This window comes from Streptomyces sp. 3330 (assembly GCF_031456635.1).
Classification (GTDB): domain Bacteria; phylum Actinomycetota; class Actinomycetes; order Streptomycetales; family Streptomycetaceae; genus Streptomyces.
The window spans coordinates 240,966-264,414 of sequence record NZ_JAVDVA010000003.1; the positions used below are offsets into that span (position 1 = coordinate 240,966).

Below are 23,449 nucleotides of genomic sequence, written 5' to 3' on the forward strand. Positions count from 1 at the left end.
GGCGGCACGGCCGACGCTCAGAGGAAGCGGCCCCGGTGGAACAGCAGGGGCGGTTCGTCCGCCCCCTCGCCCGTCCCCAGGGCGTTCACCCGGCCCACGACGACGAGGTGGTCGCCGCCCGTGTGGACGGCGTGGACCGCGCAGTCGATCCACGCGAGGGCGCCGGTGAGGCGGGGCGACCCCGACACCGGGGCCGGATCGTGCGCCACGCCGGCGAACTTGTCGGTGCCGCTCGCCGCGAAGGCGCGGCACAGACCGGCCTGGCCGGCGCTCAGCACATTGACGCAGAAGACGCCCGCGCGGGCGATGCGCGGCCAGGTCGTGGAGGTGCGGCCGACCATGAAGGCGACCAGGGGCGGATCGAGGGAGAGGGAGGAGAAGGACTGGCAGGCGAATCCGGCGGGGCCCGCGCCCCCGTCCTCGCCCTCGACGGCCGGGGCCGTCACGACCGTCACGCCCGACGCGAAGCTCCCCAGGACCCGCCGGAACTCGCCCGGGTCCACCGGCGCCCGTTCGTCCTCGCGGACACAGCGCAGCTCCGGGCGTGGCAGCGCCTCGACCGGGTGGTCCGCCCTGAGGTAGCGGACGGCCGCGGCCGCCATTCCCGCATGTCCCATCATGTGTTCCATTGAAACTGACGGCATGTCAGATAGGAAGGGCCGGGAACCGACGGGACCGCGTCACCGGCCCCGGAATGTCGGCTCGCGGCGCTCCACGAAGCTCGCCACGCCCTCCTGCGCGTCCGCAGTCGTCATGTTGATCTCCTGCGCGGCGGCCTCGGCGGCGAAGGCGGCGGCCCGGTCGCCGTCCAGTGAGGCGTTGACCAGGTGCTTGGTGAGCGACAGGGCGCGGGTGGGGCCGGCCGCCAGGCGTGTCGCCCACTCACGGGCCGTCCTGTCCAGTTCGCCGTCCGGGACCACCCGGTTGACCAGGCCGAGCCGTTCGGCGTCCGGCGCGGAGAGCGCGTCGCCGAAGAACATCAGCTCCTTCGCCCGCCGGGGCCCGATCAGACGGGGCAGGAGATAGGCGCCGCCGCCGTCCGGGACCAGTCCCCGGCGGACGAACACCTCGATGAACCGCGCCGATTCCGCGGCCAGCACCAGGTCGCAGGCGAAGGCGAGGTGCGCGCCCAGCCCGGCCGCCGTGCCGTTCACCGCGGCGACCACCGGCTTCTCGCAGTCGAGCACGGCGGCGACCAGGCGCTGGGCGCCGAGCCGGAGGGTGCGGCTCACATCGCCGGCCACCCGGGTGCCGCCCGCGGAGCCGCCCCGCAGATCCGCTCCCGCGCAGAAGCCGCGGCCGGTGCCGGTGAGGACCACCGCCCGGACGTCCGGGTCGGCCGAGGCCTGCGCGAGAAGGCCGATCAGGTGGTCCCGCATGCCGGGGGTCAGGGCGTTCAGGGTCTCGGGGCGCTCCAGGACGAGGTGAGTGACCCCGCCTTCGGTCCGGTGGCGCACCGCCGGCTCGGGCCCGCTCACGACCGGCTCCCGGCGCTCGTCCGCGAGGTGGTCCTCACCGGCACACCGCCAGTGCGTCCAGCGCCACCGCGCCCTGTCCCCAGGGCAGGACCACCAGCGGGTTGATGTCGAGCTCGGCGAGGTCGTCGCCCAGCTCCAGGGCCATCCGCTGCACGCGCAGGATCACCTCGACGAGGGCGTCCAGATCGGCCGGGGGGCGGCCCCGCACACCGTCCAGCAGGGCTCTCCCGCGCAGTTCGGCCAGCATGTCGCGGGCCTGGTCCTCGCCGAACGGCGGTACGCGCACGGCGGCGTCGTGCAGGACCTCCACCAGGACCCCGCCGAGACCCACCGTCACCGTCGGGCCGAACAGGTCGTCGTGGGTCACCCCGACCACCATCTCCACGCCCCGCTCGACCATCTGGCACACCAGGACGCCGTCCAGCGCGACCCCCTCGTAGCGCGCGATGTCGGTGAGCTCGCGGTAGGCGTCCCTGACCTGGCTGGCCGAGGTCAGGCCGACCTTCACCAGGCCCAGCTCGGTCTTGTGGGCGATCTGCGCGCCGGACGCCTTCATCACCACCGGGTAGCCGACCAGCCCCGCCGCCCGCACCGAAGCCGCGGCGCTGGTCACCAGCTGCTCGCGCGGGACCCGGATGCCGTACGCCCGCAGCAGTTGCTTCGCCGCGTGCTCGCTCAGCTGCTGTCCAGGTCGCATCAGCAGCTGCGCCTTGCGGAAGGACGGGGACTGGGCGCGCGGGGCCTCGTCGAAGGGGGAGCGGTAGCCGCTCACGAAACGGTGGTGCGCGAGGTGGGCGCGGACGGCCGAGACGCAGTTGGCGAGAGTGCGGAAGGTCGCCACCCGGGAGGAGCCCAGCAGGACGTCGCGGTAGGCCGGTTCGGTGCCCACCGGCGAGCCCCAGACCACGCACACCAGCTTGTCCGTCCGTTCCGCCGCGTCCACCAGGTCCTGGACCAGGCGGTCGCTCAGCGGGGGGAACGGGCCCGTGATCGGACAGATCAGGACGCCGACGGCCGGGTCGTCGAGGATCGCGTCGATGATCTTCCGGCCGCGTTCGTCGCCCACCGGGTGGCCGCCGTTGTCGATCGGGTTGGCCACGTTCAGATACGCGGGGATCCACTCGTGCAGCTCGGCCTGCTTGGCCGCCGACAGGGTCGGCAGGGTGAGGCCCGCCGCCGTCGCCAGGTCGGCCGCGTGGGCGCCGGTGCCGCCCGAGATCGAGTACACGACGACCCCGTCGGCCAGCGGCGGCCGGGCGCGGGCCAGCAGGGTCGCGGTGTCCTGGAGTTCGTCGAGGCCGTCCACCCGGATCACGCCGTACTGGCGCATCGCCGCGTCGACGACCTCGTCCGCGCCGGTCAGCTTGCCGGTGTGGGAGGCGGCGGTGCGGGCGCCGGTCTCGGTGCGGCCGACCTTGACCGCGACGACCGGCACCCCGCGCCGGGCGGCCCGGTCGGCGGCGAGCAGGAAGGACCGGCCGTCCTTCAGCCCCTCCACGTAGCAGGCGATCGCGCCGACCTCGGGCCGCTCGGCGAAGTAGGAGAGGAAGTCGGCCGTCTCCAGGTCGGCCTCGTTGCCGGTCGGCGCCCAGTGGGAGAGGCGGACGCCGAGTTCCTGCAGGGCGAAGACCGGGCGGCCCTGGTGGCCGGACTGGGTGATCAGCGCGATCGACGGGCCGTCGAGGTCGTCGCGGAACCGCTCGAAGGCGTTGAGGTTGGTGTTGGGGCCGAGCAGGCGGATGCCCGAGCGGGTCACCGCCTCCGCGAGACGGGCCTGCGCGGCCGCGCCCTCCTCGCCCGTCTCCGCGAAACCCGAGGCGAAGACCACGGCGAAGCGCACCTTCGTCTCGGCGAGCTGCTCGATGACGGGCAGCGGGTCGGCGACCAGCAGGACGGCCAGGTCGACCTGTTCGGGCAGGTCGGCCACGGACGGCGAGCAGGGCAGGCCGAAGACGCTCGCGCGGGTGGGGTGCACGGGATGCAGCCGCGCCCCCACCCGCTCGGCCCAGCCCACCAGTTGCCGGGTGACACCGGTGTTCGGGCGTCCTTCGGTGTCCGAGGCGCCGATGACCGCGACCGACTCCGGCCGGAAGAAGCGGTCCAGGTCGGGGACGGCCCGGTAGAGCGGACGGCCGCCGACGTCGAGGTCGTCCGCCTCGGCCGGCCGGCCGTGGACGGCGGGCCCGGGATGCTCGCCGCACGCGATGACCCGGGCCCGGCGGGAGTCGGTGGTGAGGGTGCCGTGGGTTGATCCAAGCATCGGTCCGCCCGCTCCTGTGTGACTGCCATGGGTGACCGTCAAGTAACTGACGCTCTGTCAGGTTACATACCTGACGGAGCGTCAGGAATGGTCGTGCACACAGAAAGGAGCGGGCGGGGCGCGGACGCGGGCGGCGGCTACAGCGCCGCCAGCACCTCCTTCGCCACCCGCTCGCCCGACCGCACGGCGCCGTCCATGAAGCCCATCCAGTGGACGGAGGTCTCCGTCCCGGCCCAGTGGATCCCGCCGACCGGCTCGCGCAGGGCCGGGCCGTACTGCGTCAGGACACCCGGGGCGGCGATCGAGACGGGGCCGCCGCGGGTGTAGGCCTCGTTGTTCCAGCGTTGCAGGACGAAGGAGGTGGGGGAGGCGGCTTTCTCGCCGAAGTACGTGACGTAGTCCTTCAGCACGGCCGCCCTGACCTCCACCTCGCTCGCCGCGTCCAGCTTCCGGGCCTCGTCGGCCTCGATGAAGCCCATCAGCGCGCCGTACGAGGCGTCGGGCGGGGAGTTGTCGAAGGTGGAGCTGATCACTCCGGTGTCGCTGACGACCTGGCCGTTGAGGCCGTCGGCCCGCCAGAAGGGGGTGTCGTAGACCGCGATCGCCTTGCCGACCGAGGCCATCGGCAGGCGCTGGGTGAGCTGGTCGCGGGCGGCGGGCAGCAGCGGGTCGTACCGGATGCGGGCGGCCAGCGGCGGGGGCACGGCGACGACGACCCGCCGGGCGGTGACGGTGATGCCGTCGGCGGTGACGACGTACGTGCCGCCGGACCGGGCGATGCTGCGCACCGGGGCGTTCGGCACCACCCGGTCGCCCAGGGTGGCGGCGAGCTTGATCGGCACCAGCTGGGAGCCGCCCACGAAGCGCAGTTCCTGGGCGCCGTTCGCGGTCTCGGTGAGGCGCTCCAGGGTGCCGGGGGTCGAGGCGTTGCCGGCGGCCGCGATGTAGAACAGGACGAAGAGGAGCGAGAGTTCGCGGGGCTCGGCCGAGAAGACCGAGGTGCAGGCCACGTCGAGGAGGAACTTCGCCGACGGGACCACCGCGTGGGCGTTCAGCCAGCTCTCGAAGGTCTGCTTGTCCCACTCGGCGGCCTTGGCGGCGGTCCAGGGCGCGTCGACCGGCACCTGCTTGGCCATGTCGTCCAGCGAGGCCTGCACGATCGCGGCGTTGGCGAGGCCGGCGGCATCGACGGGCGGGACCGAGCCGAGGAGGCCGTCGGTGGCGTACGGGGTCTTCTTGCCGTCCTTGTAGAGGAGGTTCTTGCCGGTGTTGTAGGTGGCGAAGGTGGCCACGCCCAGCGAGTCGGCGAGCGCCTTGATGCGGTCCTGGGTGGGACCGATGAACTCGCCGCCGCCCTCGGTGACGCCCCCGTCGGGCAGGGGCAGGTTGACGACCCGGCCGCCCACCCGGTCGCGGGCCTCCAGGACGGCGACCGTCCGGCCGGCGGCCACCAGGTCGCGGGCCGCGGTCAGGCCGGCGAGTCCGGCGCCGACGATCGCGACGTCCACGTCCCGGACGGCGGCCGCGGCGGCCGGGCCGGCGGCGGTCGCGGTCAGGGCCGTGGCGCCGGCGGCCACGGCGGCGGAGCGGCCGAGCAGGGAACGGCGGGACATGCCGGGGGAGTGCTGTCTTTCACGTGCCACGTGCGTCCTCCGTCGAGCTTCGGGAGTGAGCGGGGTGGAGCCAGAAAGATGAACAGGGCTCACATTCTGGCTCCGTGGGAGGGCACGGGACAACGTTCTCGTCACATCCGGCACAGGTGTAACGGACAGCGACATGCGGGGAGTTGGTGGCGGGAGGCGGCGGCCGCCGCCCGCCCGGGCGGGCTACCCGAGGTGGCGGCGCACGGCCTTCGCGATCTTCTCCGCGTCGATCGCGAGCTCGCGGAGCGTGCCGCTGATGGGGGTGGTGAAGCCGGTGAAGTACAGGCCGGGGGTGTCCTTCGGGGCGCGGGCGCCGTGGCCGACGGGTCTGCCCCGGTCGTCGAGCACGCCGAGGTGGCCGACCAGGCCCTCCAGGGCGCGGCGGTACCCGGTGGCGGCGACGATCGCGTCCGGCGTGATCCGGGAGCCGTCGGCGAGGATGACCGCGCCGTCCTCCGCGAAGCCGGTCACGGCGGCCGTGATCTCCACCCGGCCCTTGCGCACGGCGTCGATCAGGCCGACGTCCTGCACGGGGATGGCGCCCTCCTTGACGCGGGAGTAGAGGCCGCTGGCGGGGCGGGGCAGACCGTGCGCCGACAGGTCCGGCACGCTGAGCCTCGCCATCGGCCGCGCGAGCCGGTCCACGAGTCGGACCGGCAGCCGCCGTACGAGCACGGCCGTGTACTGCGCGGCCCAGCCGGCCGTCGAACGCCGCACGATGTGCGGGGCGGTGCGCACGGACAGCCGCACCCGGGCCGCACCGCTCTCCACCAGGTCGACGGCGATCTCGGCGCCGGTGTTGCCGACGCCGACGACCAGGACGTCCCGGCCGGCGTACTCCTTGCCGCTGCGGTACCCGGCGGCGTGCGTCAGCTCGCCCGGGAACGCCTCGCGGCCGGGCCAGTCCGGCAGGTGCGGGGTGTGGTTGTAGCCGGTGGCGACGACCACCGCGGAGCCGACGAGCTCGCGTCCGCCGGTGGCGTGCAGCAGCCAGCCGGCGCCGTCCGGGGTGCGCTCGACGCGGGAGACCTCGACGCCGGTGACCGTCTCCAGTTCGTGGACCTCGGCGTACTTCTCGAGGTAGCGCACCATGTCGTCGCGTGCCACCCAGCGCCCGAACCGGCGGGGCATCGCGAGCCCCGGAAGGGCCGAAAGACGCCGGGTGGTGTGCAGATGCAGCCGGTCGTAATGGCGCCGCCAGGACGCGCCCACCCCGTCGGCCTTCTCCACCACGACGGCCCGTATGCCCCGGGCACGCAGCGCGTACGCGGTGGCGAGGCCGCCCGGGCCGCCGCCGATGACGTAGACGGGGCGGTCGGCCGGGTTCGCGGTGGTGACCGCCTGGGGGGTCGGGCGAGGTGCGGAGTCTTCCATGAGCGCGAGCGTAATCACGCGAACGGTTGATGGGTCTCGGTCAAGACCGGAATTGGTTGCGGATCGATCACGCGTGGGGGAAGTGCGGGTAGGACCGGTGACGTACGCCACTCGGTTGTGCGCGCCGGGACGGATCAGCGGGAGAACGGTGGGAGATCGGCGGGGGAGCGGTGGCGGGGAGACGCGTGGGAAAGGTGCGACGCCTGGCCCAGGTGCGCTCGGGCCAGGCGTCGCGGACGGCGTCGGTGACCATGACGGGAAACGGACGCCGCCGCGTCCAGATGCCTCCCGGAGGGGCCGGGCGGCATGCGGAACCGCTACTTCCCGGTCTTGGCCCCGGCCTTCGCCTTGTGGCCCGTCACCTTCGCGATCCACGTGATGAAGTCGCCCGGGTCGGTGTTGGCCCCGTGGCCCTCGTCCCAGTAGTAGAGGTGGTTCACGTCGTCGCCGAGGCCGTGCGCGGCGGCCGCGAGGTTGGCGGAGACCGTCAGCGAGGTGTCGGAGTCCTTGGTGCCGAGACGGATCCACCAGTGCCTGCTGCGGCTCTCGTTGGGCTGGTCGGCCAGGAAGTGCATCGGGTTCATCAGCCGCAGCGCCTCGGGGATGTCGCTGTCGAGGCGCTTGGCGGTGAGCCCGGTGGTGTCGTTCTTCAGGCCGTACGCCGTGAAGTGCCGGGAGACGACCGTGCCCTTGCCGAACTCGTTGTTCTCGCCCGCCGACAGGTCGAAGGCATCGAAGGCCGGGGCGTTCTTCTTGCGGGCGCCGACGTGGGTGAGGAAGTCCGCCCAGGTGAAGGTGGCCCTGCCGTCCTTCCAGGTGATGAAGGTGTGGGCGGCCAGGTACGTCTCACGGGCGGTGTCGGACAGGGCCGCGAGGTAGGCGGTGGCCGACGGCTCCAGGTACTGCTCGACCAGGTAGGCGTCGTAGTTGCGGGCGTTCAGCGTGCCGAAGCCGTTCAGGCCCTTGAGCTTCAGCCCGGCCTGGTACTCGGCGAACTGCGACCGGAGCGCCTTCGACACCGTCTGGTCCACCTGCTTGCCGGTGCTGAGCGCGTTGGCGCCCCAGTTCCACTCGTAGGAGCCGTCGGCGTGCTCCAGGTCGGTGATCGGGCACCAGGCGCCGGTCGCGAAGATCGCGTCGGAGGCGTCGGCCGCGCCGAGCTCCGCGAGGTACGCGTCGTAGAGCGGGCTGTCGCCGGACGCGCCGAGCAGCGAGGACAGCGCGCCGCCCGCGCTGGTGCCGGCGGACACGATCCGGTCGGTGTCGCCGGGGATGACGCCCTTGTTGGCCCGCACGTACCGCACGGCGGCCTTGAGGTCGACGATCGCGGCGGGGGCCACGCCGTAGTACTCGCCGGCGGAGTTCTTGAGCGTACGGCCGCGGGCCCCGGGCTCGACGACGACGTAGCCCGCGGCCAGGGCCAGCAGCTGGTTGGAGGACAGGGCCCCGCCGGTGGCGTTGGTGTTGCCGTTGGCGCCGGGGGCCGAAGCACCGGCACTGGCACTGGCACTGGCGCTGGCACCGGCCGAGGGTGCTCCGGCGGGCGCGCCGCCGCCCATGCCGCCCGCGCCGATCCCGGTGGCGTCCGCCACGGAGGACGGCATGTAGCCGCCGACGGAGTTCGCGAACAGGATCGGCGCGTCGCTCGCGTCGACCGCCGTACCGTCGATCTCGACCGGGACGCTGACGTTCAGCGACTGATAGGTGGCGTCCACCGGCTTGGCGACGTAGGTGATCGCCTTCCAGAAGTGGTATGTCACGGAGTGCTCGTCGCCCGCGGTGTCCGTGACGGTCGTCGTGAGCTTCGTGTATGCGTCCGGGTCGAAGGCGAGCGGGCCGGCGGCCGAGGAGGGGGACGCCGACGTGCCGCCGGAGGCCTGCGCGCTCAGGGCGATGCCGCCCACTGCCGCGACGCCCGCGGTCGCGCCGAGCCCCAGGACGACCGACCTGCGCTTGACTGCCCTGTGCTTCACGATGCTGCCTCTCCATGAACCGGGTGGTGACGGTGTGCTCTCCGGGCTTGCGATGGCGAACGTAATTTGCATCCGACAAAATCGTCAACAATCTTGCGGGCATTCACGGCCGACGCACAGTTTCATGGCGGGAGCACAGGGATCTCTCATGAGGCCGACGCGGAGCGTCCCCCGGGATCGGCGTGGCGCGGCTTCCCGGACCGGCGCGGCTTCCCGGACCGGCGCGGCGCGGCCTTCCCTGATCCTGATGCCTGACGTACCGTCAGATCCATGGAGATGGGCAACCGTTTCGACGTCCCCGAGGCCGACGCCTTCACGCGCGTGTACTGGGACGCCGCCGCCGAGGGCCAGCTGCTGATCCGGCGCTGCGGGGCCTGCGCGCGGGCCCACCACTACCCCCGGGAGTTCTGCCCGTACTGCTGGAGCGAGGACGTGACCTGGGAGGAGGCGAGCGGTCTGGCCGGCCTCTACACCTGGTCCGTCGTCCACCGCAACGACCTGCCGCCCTTCGGGGGGCGGACGCCGTACGTCGCGGCGGTGGTGGATCTGGCGGAGGGGCCGCGGATGTCCACGGAGGTCGTGGGGGAGGCCGGGGGCGGGTCGCCGTCGGGGCTGCGGGCGGGGCTGGAGCTGGTGGTCGCGTTCCGGGAGGGGGTGCCGGTGTTCCGGCCCGCGCCCTGAAAGACCGGCGGTGTTCAATGGCCGGATGACCGACATACGCGAGCCGTACCCCGCCTTCCTCGCCTCCGGTCCCCACGGCCACGGCCTGATCCTGCGGTCCTGGGACCCGGAGTCCGCCACCGATGTGAACGCCTGGCTGCGCGGGTACGCCGACCCGGAGTTCGTGCGCTGGAACACCCCGCTGCGCAAGGTCACCGACGTCGCCGAGGCCCGCGCGTCCCTGGAGGCCAGAAGGGCGGACGCGGCCGCCGGACGGGCCATGGCCTTCTGTGTCACGGACGCGGCCGACGGCACGGTCCTCGGGCAGGTCGGCGTCAACATGATCGACCGCGTACTGAGCTTCGCCCGGGTCGGCTACTGGATCCTTCCGGAGGCGCGGGGCCGGCACGTCGCCACCCGCTCCCTGCTGCTCGCGGCCCGGTGGGCGTTCACCGAGGTCGGTCTGCACCGGCTGGAGCTGGGCCACGCCCTCGGCCACGACGCCTCCTGCCGGATCGCCGAACGCTGCGGCTTCCCGTGCGAGGGGGTCCTGCGCGGCGCGATGTGGGAGGCGGAGCGCCGGGACGCCTTCCGGGACGTCCACCTGCACGCGCGACTGGCCACGGACCCGGAGCCGGAGTGGCCCCCCGCCCCGGACCGGTCCTGACGGGTCTCGTCACGGCCACAGTTGTTCTCTGGCCCAGGACTGTCCCGACCGGCGGTACCGCAGCCGGGCGTGACGGCGGGCGTCGTCCCCCTGGAAGAACTCGACCTCGTCCGGGCGCAGCCGGTACAGGGTCCAGGTCTCGGACCTGGCCGTCGGGTTCGCGCGGGCGTGCTCCCAGGCCGCCTGCGACGCGCGCGCCAGCTCCTCCGCCGAGGCCAGGACCTCGCTCTGCCGTCCGGTCAGCGCGGCGGCCAGGGCGCCGGTCGAGCGGGCGTGCAGGTCGGCCTGGGCCTCCTCGGAGGGAGCGGAGACGACCGGGCCGCGCACCCGGATCTGACGGCCCAGCACCGGCCAGTAGAAGGTGAGGGCCGCGTGCGGACGGGCGGCGAGCTGGCGGCCCTTGCGGCTGGTGATGTGTGTCGCGAAGGCCCAGCCGTCCGCGTCGACGCCGTGCAGCATCACGATCCGGGCGTCCGGCAGGCCGTCCTCGCCGACGGTGGCGAGGGTCATCGTGTGCGGCTCCCGCTCGCCCGCAGCCACCGCCTCGGCGAACCAGTCCGTGAAGAGCGGCAGCGGCTCGGCGGGGGCTTCCTCCGGGGCGAACGGCGGCAGCGCGGTCACCTCCGGGTCCCACACCCGCAGCGACCTCAGCAGTTCGTGAAGATCCTTGGCCATACCGCGAGGGTAAGCGGTCAGTGCCGCGCGAACTGGACCCGCGTCGACTGCACCACGTCCGCCCGGACGGCGATCCCCTCGATCGTCAGCCGCTCCCCGTAGATGTCGGTGAGCCGGAGCGCGCCGCCGCAGCCGGCGCCCTGCTCGGAGAGGAAGTAGTTGTAGTCGGTGCGCGCCAGACGGGTCCAGCCGGCGCTCGTGCGGACCTCGAGCCGGGCCAGCGGGTTGCGGTGGCCGATCGCCTGGATGCCGCACCAGTACCGGGTCGAACCGGTCTTGTAGCGGATCGAGATCGAGTCGGACGTGCTGGGGCTCAGCAGGCTCCACGTGATCGGGATCCGGCCCGTCGAGAGGGGCGCCAGCTCGGCGAAGGCCTGCCTGCTGAGGTCGAGTTGTCCTGCCTCGCAGGGCGCCGGGCACTCGTTGGTGATCCGGACCGTGATCGACGCTCCGTTCCCGGCCCGGACGAGGACGTACGCGCCGCACGCCTTGGACGTCTCGTAGTCGGCGGTGTTCATCGCCGCCGTCATGACGTCCGAGGTCGGGCCGTAGGAGCAGGCGCCGTCGCCGTTCCCGACGTCGTAGGAGGTGGCGACGCCCCGGTAGGCGGTCCCGGGCGCGATCCGCCCCGCCGCGGGCGCGGCGCCGGACGCGGTCCGCGCGGCGGGCGCGGCCGAGCGCCCGCCGGTCGCGCCGGTCGCGGTGGCGGTGGGTCCGGCGGTCCGGCCGGCCGTCGGGCTCGGGGACGCCGTGGACGGCGACGGCGACGGTGACGGTGACCCGCTCGTCCCGGTGGCCGTCGGTGAAGCGCTCACCGCGGCCCCGGCGGCGGGCTCGACCGCGCGGGCCCCGCCGTCGGCCCCGGTCCCGGCCCCGCCGTCCGGACGGAAGGCCACGACCAGGGACACGACGAGCGCGACGGCCGCCACGGCGACCACCGTGACGACGGGAACGCGGCGGGCGCGTCTCTCGGGGCGGGGCCTGCGGTGCGAGGAGGATGCCACGGGTGAATCCTTACGCGGTTCGGTGGAGCACGTCCTGGAAAGTCTTCGTCCCGTCAGTCGCCACCGGTCCCGCAAAGGTTGCCGCGCCCGGCGGAGTTCCGTGCCGGGGGTTGCCGGGCCGGGCCTCGGCCCTTCGCGCGGGCCCTTCGTGCGGGCCTTTCGTGCGGACCTTTTCGTGCGGGCCCTTCGTGCGGGCCTTTCGCGAGGGCCTTCGCGCGGGTGGTCGGCGGTGCGGCGGGGGCGCGGTCCCTCCCGGCGCAGGCACAGGCGCAGGCCCGTCCGGGACAGGTGTCCCGTCGGGGAACAGCCCGGTCCCGGCCCGGGACCACCGTCCGGCTCCCGGCGCAGGCCCGGTCCCGGCCGGGGACAGGCCCGGTCCCGGCCGGGGACAGGCCCGGTCCCGGCCGGGGACAGGCTCGGTCCCGGCCGGGGATCCTCAGTCCCGTCCCAGGACCACCGTCCCCGACGAGCAGAACCAGCCGCCGGTCCCGGAGGCGACGCCCAGCCGGGGAAGGCCGCCGTCCGCCGTCCGTACCTGCCGCTCCCCGCCCTCGCCCCGTAGCTGCCGTACCGCCTCCACCAGCAGGAACAGCCCCCGCATACCCGGATGCTGGGCCGAGAGACCGCCCCCGTCCGTGTTCACCGGCAGGGCTCCGGAGAGGGTCAGCCGCCCCTTCTCGACGAACGCGCCGCCCTCGCCCTTCGCGCAGAAGCCCAGGTCCTCGAGGGTCACCAGCGTCATGTAGGTGAACGCGTCGTAGATCTCGGCGAAGTCCATCTCCTCCGGACGCAGCCCCGCCCGTTCGAAGGCCAGCCGGCCGCTCACCGCCGCCGGGGAGACCGTGAAGTCGTCCCACTGGGACATCGAGGCGTGCGAGACGTGCTCCCCCGTGCCGAGGACCCACACCGGGTCCGTGCGGCAGTCCCGCACGTACTCCTCGGCCGCCAGGAGCACCGCCGCGCCGCCGTCGGAGCGCAGACAGCAGTGCAGTTTCGTGAAGGGGTCGGCGATCATCGGGCCGGACAGCACGTCGTCCACCGTCACCGGGTCGCGGAACATCGCGTCGGGGTTCAGCGCCGCGTTCGCCCTCGCCTGGACGGCCACCTCCGCCAACTGCTCGATGGTCGTGCCGTACTGGAGCATGTGGCGGCGGGCGGCCATCGCGTACTTGGCGATCAGGGTGTGGCCGTAGGGCACCTCGAACTGGAGCGGACCCCGGCCGCCGAAGGCGAAGGTGCCGGTGCGGCGGCCCGCCTTCACGTCCGCGCGGGCCGTCGAGCCGTACACCAGCAGGACCGCGTTCGCGTGCCCCGCGGCGATCGCGTCGGCCGCGTGCGCCGCCATGACCTCCCAGGTAGCCCCGCCGACGGAGGTGGAGTCGACCCAGGTGGGACGCAGGCCCAGACAGTCCGCCACTTCGACGGGGGCCAGGGTGCCGAGCCCGGCGGAGGCGAAGCCGTCCACCAGCGACCGGTCGAGTCCCGCGTCCGCCAGCGCCCGCCGGGCCGCCTGGGCGTGCAGGGCGTAGGGGGTGGCGTCGTCCACGCGGCCGCAGTCGGAGAGGGCGACGCCGACCACGGCTGTTCTCCGGGTACCGGATGCCATGGATCTGACGGTACATCAGATAACGCCCGCACCGACAGGTGCCGCCTCTCTGGGCATTCCGGCCCCCCCGCCCTAATATGACGCCCCGTCAGATCCCTAGGAGAGGGGTGGCCATGGACCCCGGCTTCACCGCCGAACAGGACGGGATCCGCCGCACGTTGCGCGACCTGCTGCACAAACGCTGCGGTCCCGGGGAGCTGCGGGCCGCCCTGGACACGCCACGCGGCCACGATCCCGCCCTCTGGGCCGCCCTCGCCGAGCAGCTCGGACTGCCCGGCCTCGCGCTCCCCGAGGCGTACGGCGGTGTCGGCTGCCCGGTCACCGACCTCGCCCTCGCCGCCGAGGAGACCGGCCGGGCGCTCGCGCCCTCCCCGCTCCTCGCCACCTCCGTCCTCGCCGCGCCGCTGATCCTCGCCCTCGGCACCGACGCCCAGCGCGCCGACCTGTTGCCCCGGATCTCCGGCGGAACCCTGACCGCCGCCCTCGCCGTGCCCGCGCCCGCCCTGGCCGCCGCCCTCGACCTGACCGGCCCCCAGGACGGCGACTGGGCCGGGGGCGGCCGGGCGGGCGGGATCCAGGCCCGCCGGGCCGAGGGCGTCTGGCGGCTGTACGGGGAGGCCGCGCAGGTGCTCGACGGGCACAGCGCGGGGGCGCTGGTGGTCGCCGCGCACACCGGGGGGTTCGTGCGGTCGCGCACCCTGCTGTTCGTCGTGGCCGGGGACGCCGCCGGGCTCGTCCGCACCCGGCAGACGGCCCTGGACGCGACCCGCCCGCAGGCCCGGGTGCAACTTCGGGACGTACGGGCCGAGTTGCTCGGCGTCGAGCAGGCGTCCACGGGGGAGGCCCTGGCTCGCGCCGGTGACTTCGCGGCCGCCTTCCTCGCCTGCGAGGCCGTCGGCGCCGCCGACCGCGCACTGGAACGGACCGTCGACCACCTCGGCCGGCGGGAGCAGTTCGGGCGCGTGATCGGCTCATTCCAGGCGGTCCAGCACCGGCTCGCCGACGTGTACGTGCAGATCCAGGCGGCCAGGTCCGCCGCGTACTACGCCGCCTGGGCGGCGGCCGGTCACGGCGCCGAGGGCGGCCCGGACGGCCCGGAGAGTGGGAGCGGCGCGGGCGGGCGAGGGGGCTGCGCCGGCCCGGGCGGGGCCGGTCGTCGTGGTGAGCGGGTCGGTGGGCTCGCCCTGGCCCAGGCGCTGGAAGCGCTGCGCCGGGCGGCCGCCGAGGGGATTCAGCTGCACGGCGGCATCGGCTTCACCTGGGAGCACGAGGCGCACCTGTTCTTCAAGCGGGCCGCCGGCGACGAGCTGCTGTTCGGGCCCGTGCACCGGCTGCGGGCGCACGCGGCCGAGGGGGCGCGGCTCTTCGAGCGCACGGAGGTGCCGGTGTGATCGGCGTCCGGGCGGTGCAGAAGGTCTCCTCGACGCGGGCTTTCGCGAAGGTGGCTCCGCATGTCATCCCCGCGCTCGACCGGGCGGTCCACCGCCTCACCCGGGGGAAGGTGCTGCTCAGCGCCCAGATGCTGCCCGGCGTGATCCTGACGTCCACCGGGGCGCGGAGCGGACTGCCGCGGCGTGCGCCGCTCGCCTGCATGCCCGAGGAGGGCGGCGGGAGCTGGATCCTGATCGGCTCCAACTTCGGCCGCGCCGGGCACCCCGCCTGGACCGGCAACCTCCTGGCCCACCCGGACGCCGAGATCAGCTGGAAGGGCACGGACCTCCCGGTGACGGCCGTGCTGCTGACGGGGGAGGAGCGGGCGGCCGTCTGGACGGCGCTGCTGGCGTTCTGGCCGCCGTACGCGACGTACCAGGCACGGGTGGACCGGGAGATCCGGCTGTTCCGGCTCACCCCGAGGGCGTGAGGGCGGAGGGCACGGAAGACGCGCAGAGCACGGGGAACGGGGAGAGCACGGAGAAGGGAGAGAACACAGGGATCACGGAGAACACAGGGACCACGGAGAACACAGGGACCACGGAGAACACAGGGATCACGGAGAACTCAAGGACCACGGGGAACCTGCAGGGCACGGGGAACGCCGGAGAGCACGGAGAGCACGGAGAGAACGGGACCGGCGGGGCCCGAAGGGCCTAGAGCGCGTGCTGGAACAGCAGGAAGGCGCCGATGCCCAGCATCGCCGCCCCGGACGTGCGGGTCACCGCCCGTGCCGCCGCCGGGCGGGCGCCCAGCAGCCTGCGGGCCAGGACGCCCACCGTCAGATAGACGGCGGCGCAGCACGCCATGTGCAGCAGCCCGAGCGCGGTCGTCCGGGCGGCCACCGGCAGTCGCCCGTCCCCCGTCGTGAGGAACTGCGGCAGGACCGAGAGGTAGAGCAGCAGGCCCTTGGGGTTGAGGCCGCTGATCGTGGCCCCGCGCAGGAACACCCGGGCGCCGCCCGTCGCGATCTCCGCACCCGCGCCCGGCGTCCCCGGCCGCCGCAGCACGGCCCACCCGAGCCACACCAGGTACGCCGCGCCCGCCACGGTGAGCCCGGTGAGCAGCGTCGGCGACCCCGCGACCAGCACCGCGAGGCCCGCCGCGGCCAGCACCGTGTGCAGCGCGTACCCGCTCACCAGGCCGCCCACGGCCGCGCCCACCGAGCGGCCGCGCAGCCCGGCGGAGATCACGTACGCCCAGTCGGCGCCCGGCACGCACACCAGCAGCAGGTCGACGGCGAGGAAAGAAATCAGCGTTCCCGAGTCCATACCGGGGACATTAGGCGCGATGCGGCCGAAAGTGTTCCCGAAGTTTTCGCACATGCAGGGTGAATGAGGGAAGATCTGCCCCATGGACGACGTGGACCGGAAGATTCTTGCCGAGCTTCAGCAGGACGGGCGGCTGACCGTGACCGAGCTGGCCGCGCGGGTGCGGCTGAGCGTCTCGCCCTGCCACCGGCGGCTGCGGGAGCTGGAACGGTCCGGGGCGATCAGCGGCTACCGGGCGGTGGTGGAGCCGACCGCCCTCGGGCTGACCTTCGAGGCGCTGGTCTTCGTCTCGATGCGGCAGGAGGACCGGGACACGGTCGCCGAGTTCGAGCGGGCGGTGGGCGAGGTGGAACACGTGCTGGAGGCGCAGCGCCTGTTCGGGGAGCCCGACTATCTGCTGCGGGTGGCCACCGCCGACCTCGCGGCCTTCCAGCGGCTGTACGACGAGCGGCTCGCCACCCTGCCGGGGGTGCAGCGGCTGACGTCGACGCTGGTGATGAAACACGTGGTGAGGGACCGGGCGCTGCCCGCCTGAGGCCGACAGCGCGGCAGGCGGCAGCCCACCGGAGTGGGCTGCCGCCTGACAGACAGGACGTGACCGTGGATCGAGTGGGGGCCGGGCTACTTCGTCGGCTTCTTGCCGGTGATGCCCAGATGCACCAACAGGGCGAGATTCGGCTTGAGTTCAGCCTGCTTGACGCCCCACGTCTGGAAGCCCTTCTGGTGCGAGGCGACCGCCGCGAGCATCGCGACGAGCGCCCCGGCGACCGCGCCCGGGTTCACTTCCTTGTCGACCTTGCCCTTGGACTGCAGCTCGGCGACCGCGTCCGAAAGGGAGTTGTTCACCGAATTGAGGATCTTCATGCGGAGTTTGTAGAAGCGCTTGTCCCCCTCCGCCGCGCCGAGATCGACGACCCGGAGGATCGCGTCGTTCTTCCGCCAGAACTCCAGGAAGCCGTCGACGAGTTCCTGCGCCGTCTGCCAGCCCGCCTTGCCGACCCAGGACCGTCCCTCGACGAGGCCGGTCAACTCGGCTCCCTCGGCGGCCATTTGCTCGGCGATCTCCAGTACGGCGCCTTCGACGTCCGGGAAGTACTGGTAGAAGGTCGCGGGTGAAGTGCCTGCCTTCCGGGCGACGTCGATGACCTTGACGTCGCGGTACGGAGAGGAGCTGAGCATCTCGCTGAGGCAGTCCAGCAGCTTCTGCCGCGTCGCCTGCCCGCGCCGACCGGCCACGCGGCCGTCGACGGTACGCACTTGTCCTGTCATGCCGTCAGCTTACCGAGGGGTGATCGGAGCGCTATTCGGCCGACTGCAAATGGGGTGCGAGGGGGTGCGGAGGCGGGTGTGCCTGGTCTGCGGCTTGCGTGCGACGCCGTTAGTTTGGCTGCATGGCCGAAAACAGGGCATCGGTGTACGCAGAGGGCGTCCCCTGCTGGGTGGACGCGCAGCTCCCCGATGTGGACGCGGGCAAGCGGTTCTACGGTGAGCTCTTCGGGTGGGGATTCGAGGAGGCGTACGGCTCCTCGGTGTGGGCCCGGCTGGAGGGGGAGCCGGTGGCGGCGCTCGCCCACAAGACGGACGGCCGGATGCCCACCGTCTGGACGGTGTACTTCGCGACCCCGGACGCGCAGAAGACCGCCCGCCGCATCCAGCACGCCGGCGGGCAGGTCATCATGGCGCCGCTGCCGGTCGGCGGGGCGGGCGTCTCCGTGCTCGCCGCCGATCCCGAGGGCGCCGTCTTCGGTCTGTGGCAGGCGGAGGGCCACCCCGGCTTCGGGGTCAGGCACCGGCCCGGCGCCTTCGCCTGGGCGCAGCTCTACGCCCGGGACACCGAGGCCGCCAACTCCTTCTACGGGCATCTCTTCCACGAGGCACTGTTCGGCCCGGGCGCCGAACCCGACTTCGGGCGGGCGCCGGTCGGCGATGTCTTCCCGGAGGTCATGCCGCCGCATTTCCTCGTCCACTTCGGCGTGGAGGACTGCGAGGCGACGCTCGGCGCGGTGACGCGGCTCGGGGGGCGGGTGCAGGCGGGTCCGTTCACCGCCTCGTACGGAATCGTGGCGGTCGTCACGGACAATCAAGGGGCGTCGTTCGCGCTGCTCCAGCGCTGACAGGCGTCGTATGCGTGCGGTATGCGCGTATATGAAATGAGACACCCCGATTGCCCCCGGGTTCGCAACCGGCCGTCCGGCCAGGAAGAATCAGGGTGCGTGCCGCCATGGCGGTGCGGTGGTGAGACGCTGCACGGGGCCGTGTACACAAGTGGGTGACGCGGTTCGTACGGGGAGGTGGCAGGCAAGTGGTGGATCAGCTGACGCAGCACGATCCGCGGCGGATCGGGCCGTTCGAGGTGCTGGGACGGCTGGGGGCCGGCGGCATGGGGCTGGTCTACCTGGCCCGCTCGGCCTCGGGCCGGCGCGTGGCGATCAAGACGGTCCGGACCGAGCTCGCCGAGGACCAGCTGTTCCGGGTGCGCTTCACCCGCGAGGTCGAGGCGGCCCGGGCGGTCTCCGGCTTCTACACGGCCGCCGTCGTCGACGCCGATCCCCGTGCCGCCGTGCCCTGGCTGGCCACCGCCTACGTGCCCGCGCCCTCCCTCGAGGAAATAGTGAACGACTGCGGGCCGATGCCGGCCCAGGCGGTGCGCTGGCTGGCGGCGGGCGTCGCCGAGGCGCTCCAGTCGATCCACGGCGCGGGACTGGTCCACCGTGACCTCAAGCCGTCCAACGTGCTCGTCGTCGAGGACGGGCCCCGGGTGATCGACTTCGGCATCGCGTCCGGCGTCTCGAACACCCGTCTGACCATGACGAACGTGGCGGTCGGCACCCCCGCCTACATGTCCCCCGAGCAGGCGAAGGACTCGCGCAGCGTGACCGGCGCGAGCGACGTCTTCTCGCTCGGCTCGATGCTCGTCTTCGCCGCCACCGGACACCCGCCGTTCCACGGCGCCAACCCGGTCGAGACGGTCTTCATGCTGCTGCGCGAGGGACCGGACCTGGAGGGGCTGCCGGACGAGCTGCGCCCGCTCATCGAGTCCTGTATGCAGATGGAGGCCACGGCCCGGCCCAACCCGGCCGACCTCCAGGCCCAGCTGGCTCCCCACCTCTTCGGCTCAGGATCCGACGACAGCGGTACGGCGTCGGCGTGGCTGCCCGAGAAGGCGGTCGCCCTCATCGAGACGCGCCGCGGCGGCCGTGCGGCGAAACCGGCGCCCCCGAGCCCGCGCAGCGGCGGCGGAGGCGGAGGCGGCGTGGGCATGGCCCGGCCCGCCGTGCCGCCGGTGCCGCCCCCGCCGCCCCACGCGCCCGTGGTCCTCTCCCGGCCGGCGCCCGCGCCCGTGGCCGTCGGCGCCCCCGACACCGGTCCGGTCCGGCTGGCGGGCGCCGCCGTGCCGATCGGGCCGGGGCCGCGCGTCGCCGACGTCCGGGCCACGGCCGCCGTGAAGGCGCCGGTGGCCGAGCCGGGCCTGGTCGCCAGCTGGTCCCGGCCGCGCCCCGGCGTCAACGGCGCCGACACGACCGTGCCGGGCCCGCAGAGCGCACCCTCGGAGACCCCGGCGGGCTGGCGGCCCTGGCGTTTTCGCATGTCGAACGATGTGTGGGGCACGCCGTCCGTCGCCGGGGACCTCGTCTACGTGACCTCCTTCGAGGTGCACGCGCTGGATGTGGCCACCGGCCGCCGTCGCTTCAAGACGCGGGACGTGGCCTGGTCGATGGCGGTCGCCGACGGCAGGGTGCACGCCTCCGACGGCCCCACCCTGTTCGCCCTCGACGCCCGTGAGGGCGGCGACCTGTGGCGGCTGTCGACGGACGCCTGGGTGTACGCGCTCAAGGCCGACCGCGGCACCGTCGTGACCGGCACGCGCGGCGGCGGCGTCCAGGCCTGGGAGGCCTCGTCCGGCCACAAGCTCTGGGAGATCACCGGCTGCCAGACCGACTTCGAGTCCCCGGAGGCCGGCCCGGTCCTGCACGAGGGCACGGTCTTCGTCTGGCAGGACGCCCGGCTCCGAGCCCTGGACGCCCGCACCGGCGAGGAACGCTGGTCGTACCCCATCGGCGACACGGCCTCCTGCGGCGGCGTCCCGGTCCGGGTCACGCCCGCCCCCGACGGCTATGTGTACCTGGCCGCGGGCACCCGCGTCCTCGCGGTCGACGTCGCGAGCGGCATGGTGCGCTGGCACTTCGAGGCCCCGGCGGTCTTCCTGTCGCCGCCGACCTTCGTGCCCGGCCCGGCGGTGACCGGCGGCGGCGTCTACCTCGCCGACTACCTCGGCACCGTGTACGCCCTCGACGCCACCGACGGGCGCGACCGCTGGCGCATCGCCACCGAGGCCCGGTCGTCCGTCGATCCGGTGCTGGTGGCGGCGGGCCATGTGCACGTCGGCAGCGGCAAGGGGCTCTACACCCTGGACGCCGTCACCGGCACGCCCAAGTGGCGCTTCCAGGCGGGCGGCGACATCGTGGGCGCCCCGGCGGTCGCGGAGGGCCGTATCCACTTCGGCTCCACGGACCACCTGCTGTACACGCTGAAGGCCGACGACGGCCGGCTGCGCTGGAAGCTGGCGACCGGCGGCGAGATCACCGGCTCCCCGGTGGTGCGCGACGGCGTGGTGTACGCGTCCAGCAAGGACCGCTGCGTGTACGCGCTGGACGCGGAGAAGGGCACGGGCACGGCCCGCACGGCCTGAGCCGTCCGTTCCCCGCCGGGAGGACGGCCGCCGTACCGGGACGGCCGTCGAGCGGGGTGCACGGAAGGGATCCGGACGGCGGCCGCCACCGCCGACGCTACGCCGGGGACCGGCCGGTCGCCATGCAGTGACATGGTCGTGACAGGCGTTGCCTAGGCTGCCGGTATGGATCGACGGGGGCGGAAACTCAGGTTCGCAGCGGTCGCCGTGTGCGTGGTGCTGGCGCTGACCGGATTCTCGACGAGCAAGGGCCACGGCAGGAGCCACGGCGGCGGGGGCGGCGGGTGCAGCAGCTCCGACCAGAACCACGACAGCTCGTCGTCGACGTCGGGTGCGACGTCCAGCGGCTCGTCCGGCAGCACGTACTACGACGACGATGACACGGACGACACCTACGGCGACGGCGGCTCCTCGAGCACGTCCACGGCGCAGCAGGACGCCACGGTGGAACTGGTCGACTGCGCGACGCCGAGCGAGGCGTACGCGACGGTCGAGGTCACCAACCCGAACGCGGCCGGCGGCTACTTCACCGTCACGGTCGACTTCCTCGACGCCGGTTCCCGGCGGGTGGAACTGCGGAGCGCCGAGGAGTACGTCGCCGCGAACGACACGGCGACGGTCCAGGTCGACCTGTCCGCCCCCGGCGTCGCGGCCGAGGTCGACCACTGCGACCCGGAGCCGTACGCGCCGGCCCGCTGACCGGCCGCCTCGCTCGACGGTCCGGCGCCTCCCCGCGGCGCTCCGACGCCGGCGGCCCGGGCCGCCGTGACGGGCGGGTCGCGGCTTGCCCGCAGGCCGTGCCGCGCCCGGGGGCGGGACGCCGCCGGTTCACTCGGGGCCCGCGGCCTGTCTCCTGGACCACGCGGTGGCGTCGGCTCCGTACCGGGCCAGGAGCCGTGCGAACTGGATCCGCTCCTCCGGCGACCAGGCGGCGGTGATCTCCAGGAACGCCTTTCGCTGCTCGGCGGCGAAGCGGTCGCGTACGGCCTCGCCGTGTTCGGTGAGTTCGAGCACCGTACGGCGTCCGTCGGACTGGGAGGCGGCCCGGCGCAGCAGTCCGTCCTCGATGCAGGCGGCCACGGTCCGGCTGGCCACCGGCTGGGCGACACCCATCTCGGCGGCGAGGCTGCCGACGGTCGTCTCGCCCGGCGCGTCGGCGATCACGTTGAGCACGAGATTGCGGGAGAGGTCCTTCCTCGATGCCGGTGCCCGTCGGCGCAGCCGTGACAGCGCCGGGCCGATCTGGTCCAACGCCGTGTCGTCGGAGGGTTCGGGGAAGGACACGCGGCTCATGGGACCGAGTCTAGGGCCGGTGCCCGCACGTGCATACCATCAGGCATTTGCATGCCGTCAGGTAACTGCATAGCATTAGGTATGTAAATCCTGGACGAGTGAGAAACCGAGGCGGACCGCTATGACCCTCACCGCGATCACCGGCGCGCAGATCTTCGACGGAGAGAAGGCGACAGGTGTGCAGACCGTGGTCGTCGAGGGCGGAAGGATCGCGCGCGTCGGTGGCGACGCCCCCCGCGGCAGCGAGATCGTCGACGGCGCCGGTGCCACCCTCCTGCCGGGACTGATCGACGCCCATGTCCACTCCGCCCCGGGTTCCCTGGCGCTCGCCCTGCGGTTCGGGGTGACGACCGAACTGGAGATGCAGGGGATGAACACCCGGGAGAACCGGGGTCTCATCACCGACGACGACACCCAGGCCGACGTGCGCTCCTCCGGCTTCGCCATCACACCGCCCGGTGGTCACCCGAGCGAGCTGATGCCCGAAGGGTTCCGGCCGAAGTGGGATCTCCCCCCGGTGATGCCCCTGATGCCGTTCTCCACCACCCCCGAGGAAGCGGCCCGCTTCGTGCCCCAGCTCCTCGCCCGGGGATCCGACTTCATCAAGTTCATGATCGACGACGGCAGCGTGGAGGGGCACCCCGGACTGCCCTCGCTCGACCGGGCCACCGTGAACGCCGGTGTGGCCGAGGCCAAGAAGTACGGCGCGCTGACCGTGGCCCACGCGCTCACCGTGGAAGCCACCTTGATGGCGGCCGAAGCCGGGATCGACGGCCTCACCCACGTGTTCATGGACCAGCCGCACACCGACGAGATCATCGGCGTCATCAAGGACGCGGGCATGTTCGTCATTCCCTGCATCACGCTCAACGCCTCGATGATGGGGATCACCGGCAGCGCACTCGCCGACGACCCCCGGGTCGCGGCGCGCCTCGACAGCGAGTGGGACCGGACCTTGCGCTCCAGCTACAACCGCTACCCGCAGGGCAGGCTCGACGACGTGTACGACACCGTGCGCGCTCTCGACGCCGCCGGTGTCGACGTGCTGGCCGGTTCCGACGTCTCCATGCCCGAGACGTTCTTCGGCGGCCTGGCGCACGGCGCGAGCCTCCACCACGAACTGCAGTACCTCGTGGCCGCAGGCCTCACCCCCGCGCGGGCCCTGCGCGCGGCCACCGCGACCACGGCCCGCCGCTTCCGCCTCGCCGACCGGGGCCGCATCGCCGAGGGCCTCCGCGCCGATCTGCTGCTGGTCGACGGCGACCCGACGAACACCATCGGCGACACCCTCAACACCCGCGCCGTCTGGCGCCGCGGCACCCGCCTGGCGGCCTGACGGCCGTGCCGTCCCGTGCGGCAGGCGGCGGGCCGCCGTGGGCCGTGCACGGCGGACCCGGCGGGCGTGAGGGACGGCCGTGCCCGGA

At 73.4% G+C, this 23,449-nt stretch carries 21 protein-coding genes; 9 read left to right on the forward strand and 12 right to left on the reverse strand.

The annotated features are described in order from the left end of the window. Positions 1–17 precede the first annotated feature (17 nt). The 6 genes from J2X68_RS07010 to J2X68_RS07035 all read right to left on the reverse strand — a co-directional run bounded on the left by J2X68_RS07010 (position 18) and on the right by J2X68_RS07035 (position 8,728). Positions 18–617, reverse strand: a complete 600-nt coding sequence (locus tag J2X68_RS07010) for a flavin reductase family protein (RefSeq protein ID WP_310431756.1) — start codon at positions 615–617, stop codon at positions 18–20. Between the two features lie 63 nt (positions 618–680). Further along, the gene (locus J2X68_RS07015) at positions 681–1,478 is read right to left on the reverse strand and encodes an enoyl-CoA hydratase-related protein (protein ID WP_310431566.1); all 798 of its coding nucleotides are present in this window, start codon (positions 1,476–1,478) and stop codon (positions 681–683) included. Positions 1,479–1,512: 34 nt separating this feature from the next. Continuing rightward, complete coding sequence (locus J2X68_RS07020) at positions 1,513–3,738, reverse strand: acetate--CoA ligase family protein (protein WP_310431567.1); 2,226 nt, start codon at positions 3,736–3,738, stop codon at positions 1,513–1,515. 137 nt (positions 3,739–3,875) lie between these two features. Continuing rightward, positions 3,876–5,351 (reverse strand): FAD-dependent oxidoreductase, encoded by a 1,476-nt coding sequence (locus J2X68_RS07025; protein ID WP_310431757.1) that lies wholly within the window; start codon positions 5,349–5,351, stop codon positions 3,876–3,878. Positions 5,352–5,564: 213 nt separating this feature from the next. Then, complete coding sequence (locus tag J2X68_RS07030) at positions 5,565–6,755, reverse strand: NAD(P)/FAD-dependent oxidoreductase (RefSeq protein ID WP_310431568.1); 1,191 nt, start codon at positions 6,753–6,755, stop codon at positions 5,565–5,567. A 317-nt stretch (positions 6,756–7,072) separates the two neighbouring features. Continuing rightward, positions 7,073–8,728, reverse strand: a complete 1,656-nt coding sequence (locus tag J2X68_RS07035) for a subtype B tannase (protein ID WP_310431569.1) — start codon at positions 8,726–8,728, stop codon at positions 7,073–7,075. Positions 8,729–9,004: 276 nt separating this feature from the next. Between J2X68_RS07035 and J2X68_RS07040 the strand changes: the two genes are divergently transcribed. Together J2X68_RS07040 and J2X68_RS07045 are read left to right on the forward strand one after the other, a co-directional pair. Next, on the forward strand, positions 9,005–9,409 hold the full coding sequence (locus J2X68_RS07040) for an OB-fold domain-containing protein (protein WP_310431758.1): 405 nt from the start codon (positions 9,005–9,007) through the stop codon (positions 9,407–9,409). A gap of 25 nt (positions 9,410–9,434) precedes the next feature. After that, positions 9,435–10,055: a GNAT family N-acetyltransferase gene (locus J2X68_RS07045; protein WP_310431570.1), complete on the forward strand. Its 621-nt coding sequence runs from the start codon at positions 9,435–9,437 to the stop codon at positions 10,053–10,055. Between the two features lie 9 nt (positions 10,056–10,064). On the opposite strand, the gene J2X68_RS07050 is transcribed toward J2X68_RS07045, so the two are convergent. The 3 genes from J2X68_RS07050 to J2X68_RS07060 form a co-directional block, all read right to left on the reverse strand. Next, on the reverse strand, positions 10,065–10,730 hold the full coding sequence (locus tag J2X68_RS07050) for a pyridoxal 5'-phosphate synthase (protein WP_310431571.1): 666 nt from the start codon (positions 10,728–10,730) through the stop codon (positions 10,065–10,067). Positions 10,731–10,747: 17 nt separating this feature from the next. Then, complete coding sequence (locus J2X68_RS07055) at positions 10,748–11,734, reverse strand: expansin EXLX1 family cellulose-binding protein (protein ID WP_310431572.1); 987 nt, start codon at positions 11,732–11,734, stop codon at positions 10,748–10,750. 436 nt (positions 11,735–12,170) lie between these two features. Continuing rightward, positions 12,171–13,340: a thiolase C-terminal domain-containing protein gene (locus J2X68_RS07060; protein WP_310431573.1), complete on the reverse strand. Its 1,170-nt coding sequence runs from the start codon at positions 13,338–13,340 to the stop codon at positions 12,171–12,173. Positions 13,341–13,453: 113 nt separating this feature from the next. Here J2X68_RS07060 and J2X68_RS07065 point away from each other — a divergent pair, with 113 nt between their 5' ends. Then, positions 13,454–14,731: an acyl-CoA dehydrogenase family protein gene (locus J2X68_RS07065; RefSeq protein ID WP_310431759.1), complete on the forward strand. Its 1,278-nt coding sequence runs from the start codon at positions 13,454–13,456 to the stop codon at positions 14,729–14,731. Next, the gene (locus J2X68_RS07070; RefSeq protein WP_310431574.1) at positions 14,728–15,201 is read left to right on the forward strand and encodes a nitroreductase family deazaflavin-dependent oxidoreductase; all 474 of its coding nucleotides are present in this window, start codon (positions 14,728–14,730) and stop codon (positions 15,199–15,201) included. Before J2X68_RS07065 ends, J2X68_RS07070 begins: the two co-directional genes overlap by 4 nt. A 226-nt stretch (positions 15,202–15,427) precedes the next feature. Here the strand turns inward: J2X68_RS07070 and J2X68_RS07075 are convergent, their stop codons facing one another. Beyond that, positions 15,428–16,042, reverse strand: a complete 615-nt coding sequence (locus J2X68_RS07075) for a LysE family translocator (protein WP_310431575.1) — start codon at positions 16,040–16,042, stop codon at positions 15,428–15,430. An 82-nt stretch (positions 16,043–16,124) separates the two neighbouring features. On the opposite strand from J2X68_RS07075, the gene J2X68_RS07080 reads away from it, so the two are divergent. Next, the gene (locus J2X68_RS07080) at positions 16,125–16,577 is read left to right on the forward strand and encodes an Lrp/AsnC family transcriptional regulator (protein ID WP_310431576.1); all 453 of its coding nucleotides are present in this window, start codon (positions 16,125–16,127) and stop codon (positions 16,575–16,577) included. 86 nt (positions 16,578–16,663) lie between these two features. Here the strand turns inward: J2X68_RS07080 and J2X68_RS07085 are convergent, their stop codons facing one another. Further along, the gene (locus J2X68_RS07085; protein WP_310431760.1) at positions 16,664–17,299 is read right to left on the reverse strand and encodes a TetR family transcriptional regulator; all 636 of its coding nucleotides are present in this window, start codon (positions 17,297–17,299) and stop codon (positions 16,664–16,666) included. A gap of 134 nt (positions 17,300–17,433) precedes the next feature. Between J2X68_RS07085 and J2X68_RS07090 the strand changes: the two genes are divergently transcribed. The 3 genes from J2X68_RS07090 to J2X68_RS07100 all read left to right on the forward strand — a co-directional run bounded on the left by J2X68_RS07090 (position 17,434) and on the right by J2X68_RS07100 (position 21,431). Then, positions 17,434–18,156 (forward strand): VOC family protein, encoded by a 723-nt coding sequence (locus J2X68_RS07090; RefSeq protein WP_310431577.1) that lies wholly within the window; start codon positions 17,434–17,436, stop codon positions 18,154–18,156. Positions 18,157–18,344: 188 nt separating this feature from the next. Beyond that, entirely contained in the window at positions 18,345–20,732 is a 2,388-nt protein-coding gene (locus J2X68_RS07095) for a serine/threonine-protein kinase (protein ID WP_310431578.1), read from the forward strand. Positions 20,733–20,897: 165 nt separating this feature from the next. Continuing rightward, positions 20,898–21,431 (forward strand): hypothetical protein, encoded by a 534-nt coding sequence (locus tag J2X68_RS07100; RefSeq protein ID WP_310431579.1) that lies wholly within the window; start codon positions 20,898–20,900, stop codon positions 21,429–21,431. A 129-nt stretch (positions 21,432–21,560) separates the two neighbouring features. Here J2X68_RS07100 and J2X68_RS07105 read toward each other — a convergent pair whose 3' ends face one another. After that, on the reverse strand, positions 21,561–22,025 hold the full coding sequence (locus tag J2X68_RS07105) for a MarR family winged helix-turn-helix transcriptional regulator (RefSeq protein ID WP_310431580.1): 465 nt from the start codon (positions 22,023–22,025) through the stop codon (positions 21,561–21,563). 121 nt (positions 22,026–22,146) lie between these two features. On the opposite strand from J2X68_RS07105, the gene J2X68_RS07110 reads away from it, so the two are divergent. After that, positions 22,147–23,361: an amidohydrolase family protein gene (locus J2X68_RS07110; protein WP_310431581.1), complete on the forward strand. Its 1,215-nt coding sequence runs from the start codon at positions 22,147–22,149 to the stop codon at positions 23,359–23,361. Positions 23,362–23,449: the final 88 nt, after the last annotated feature.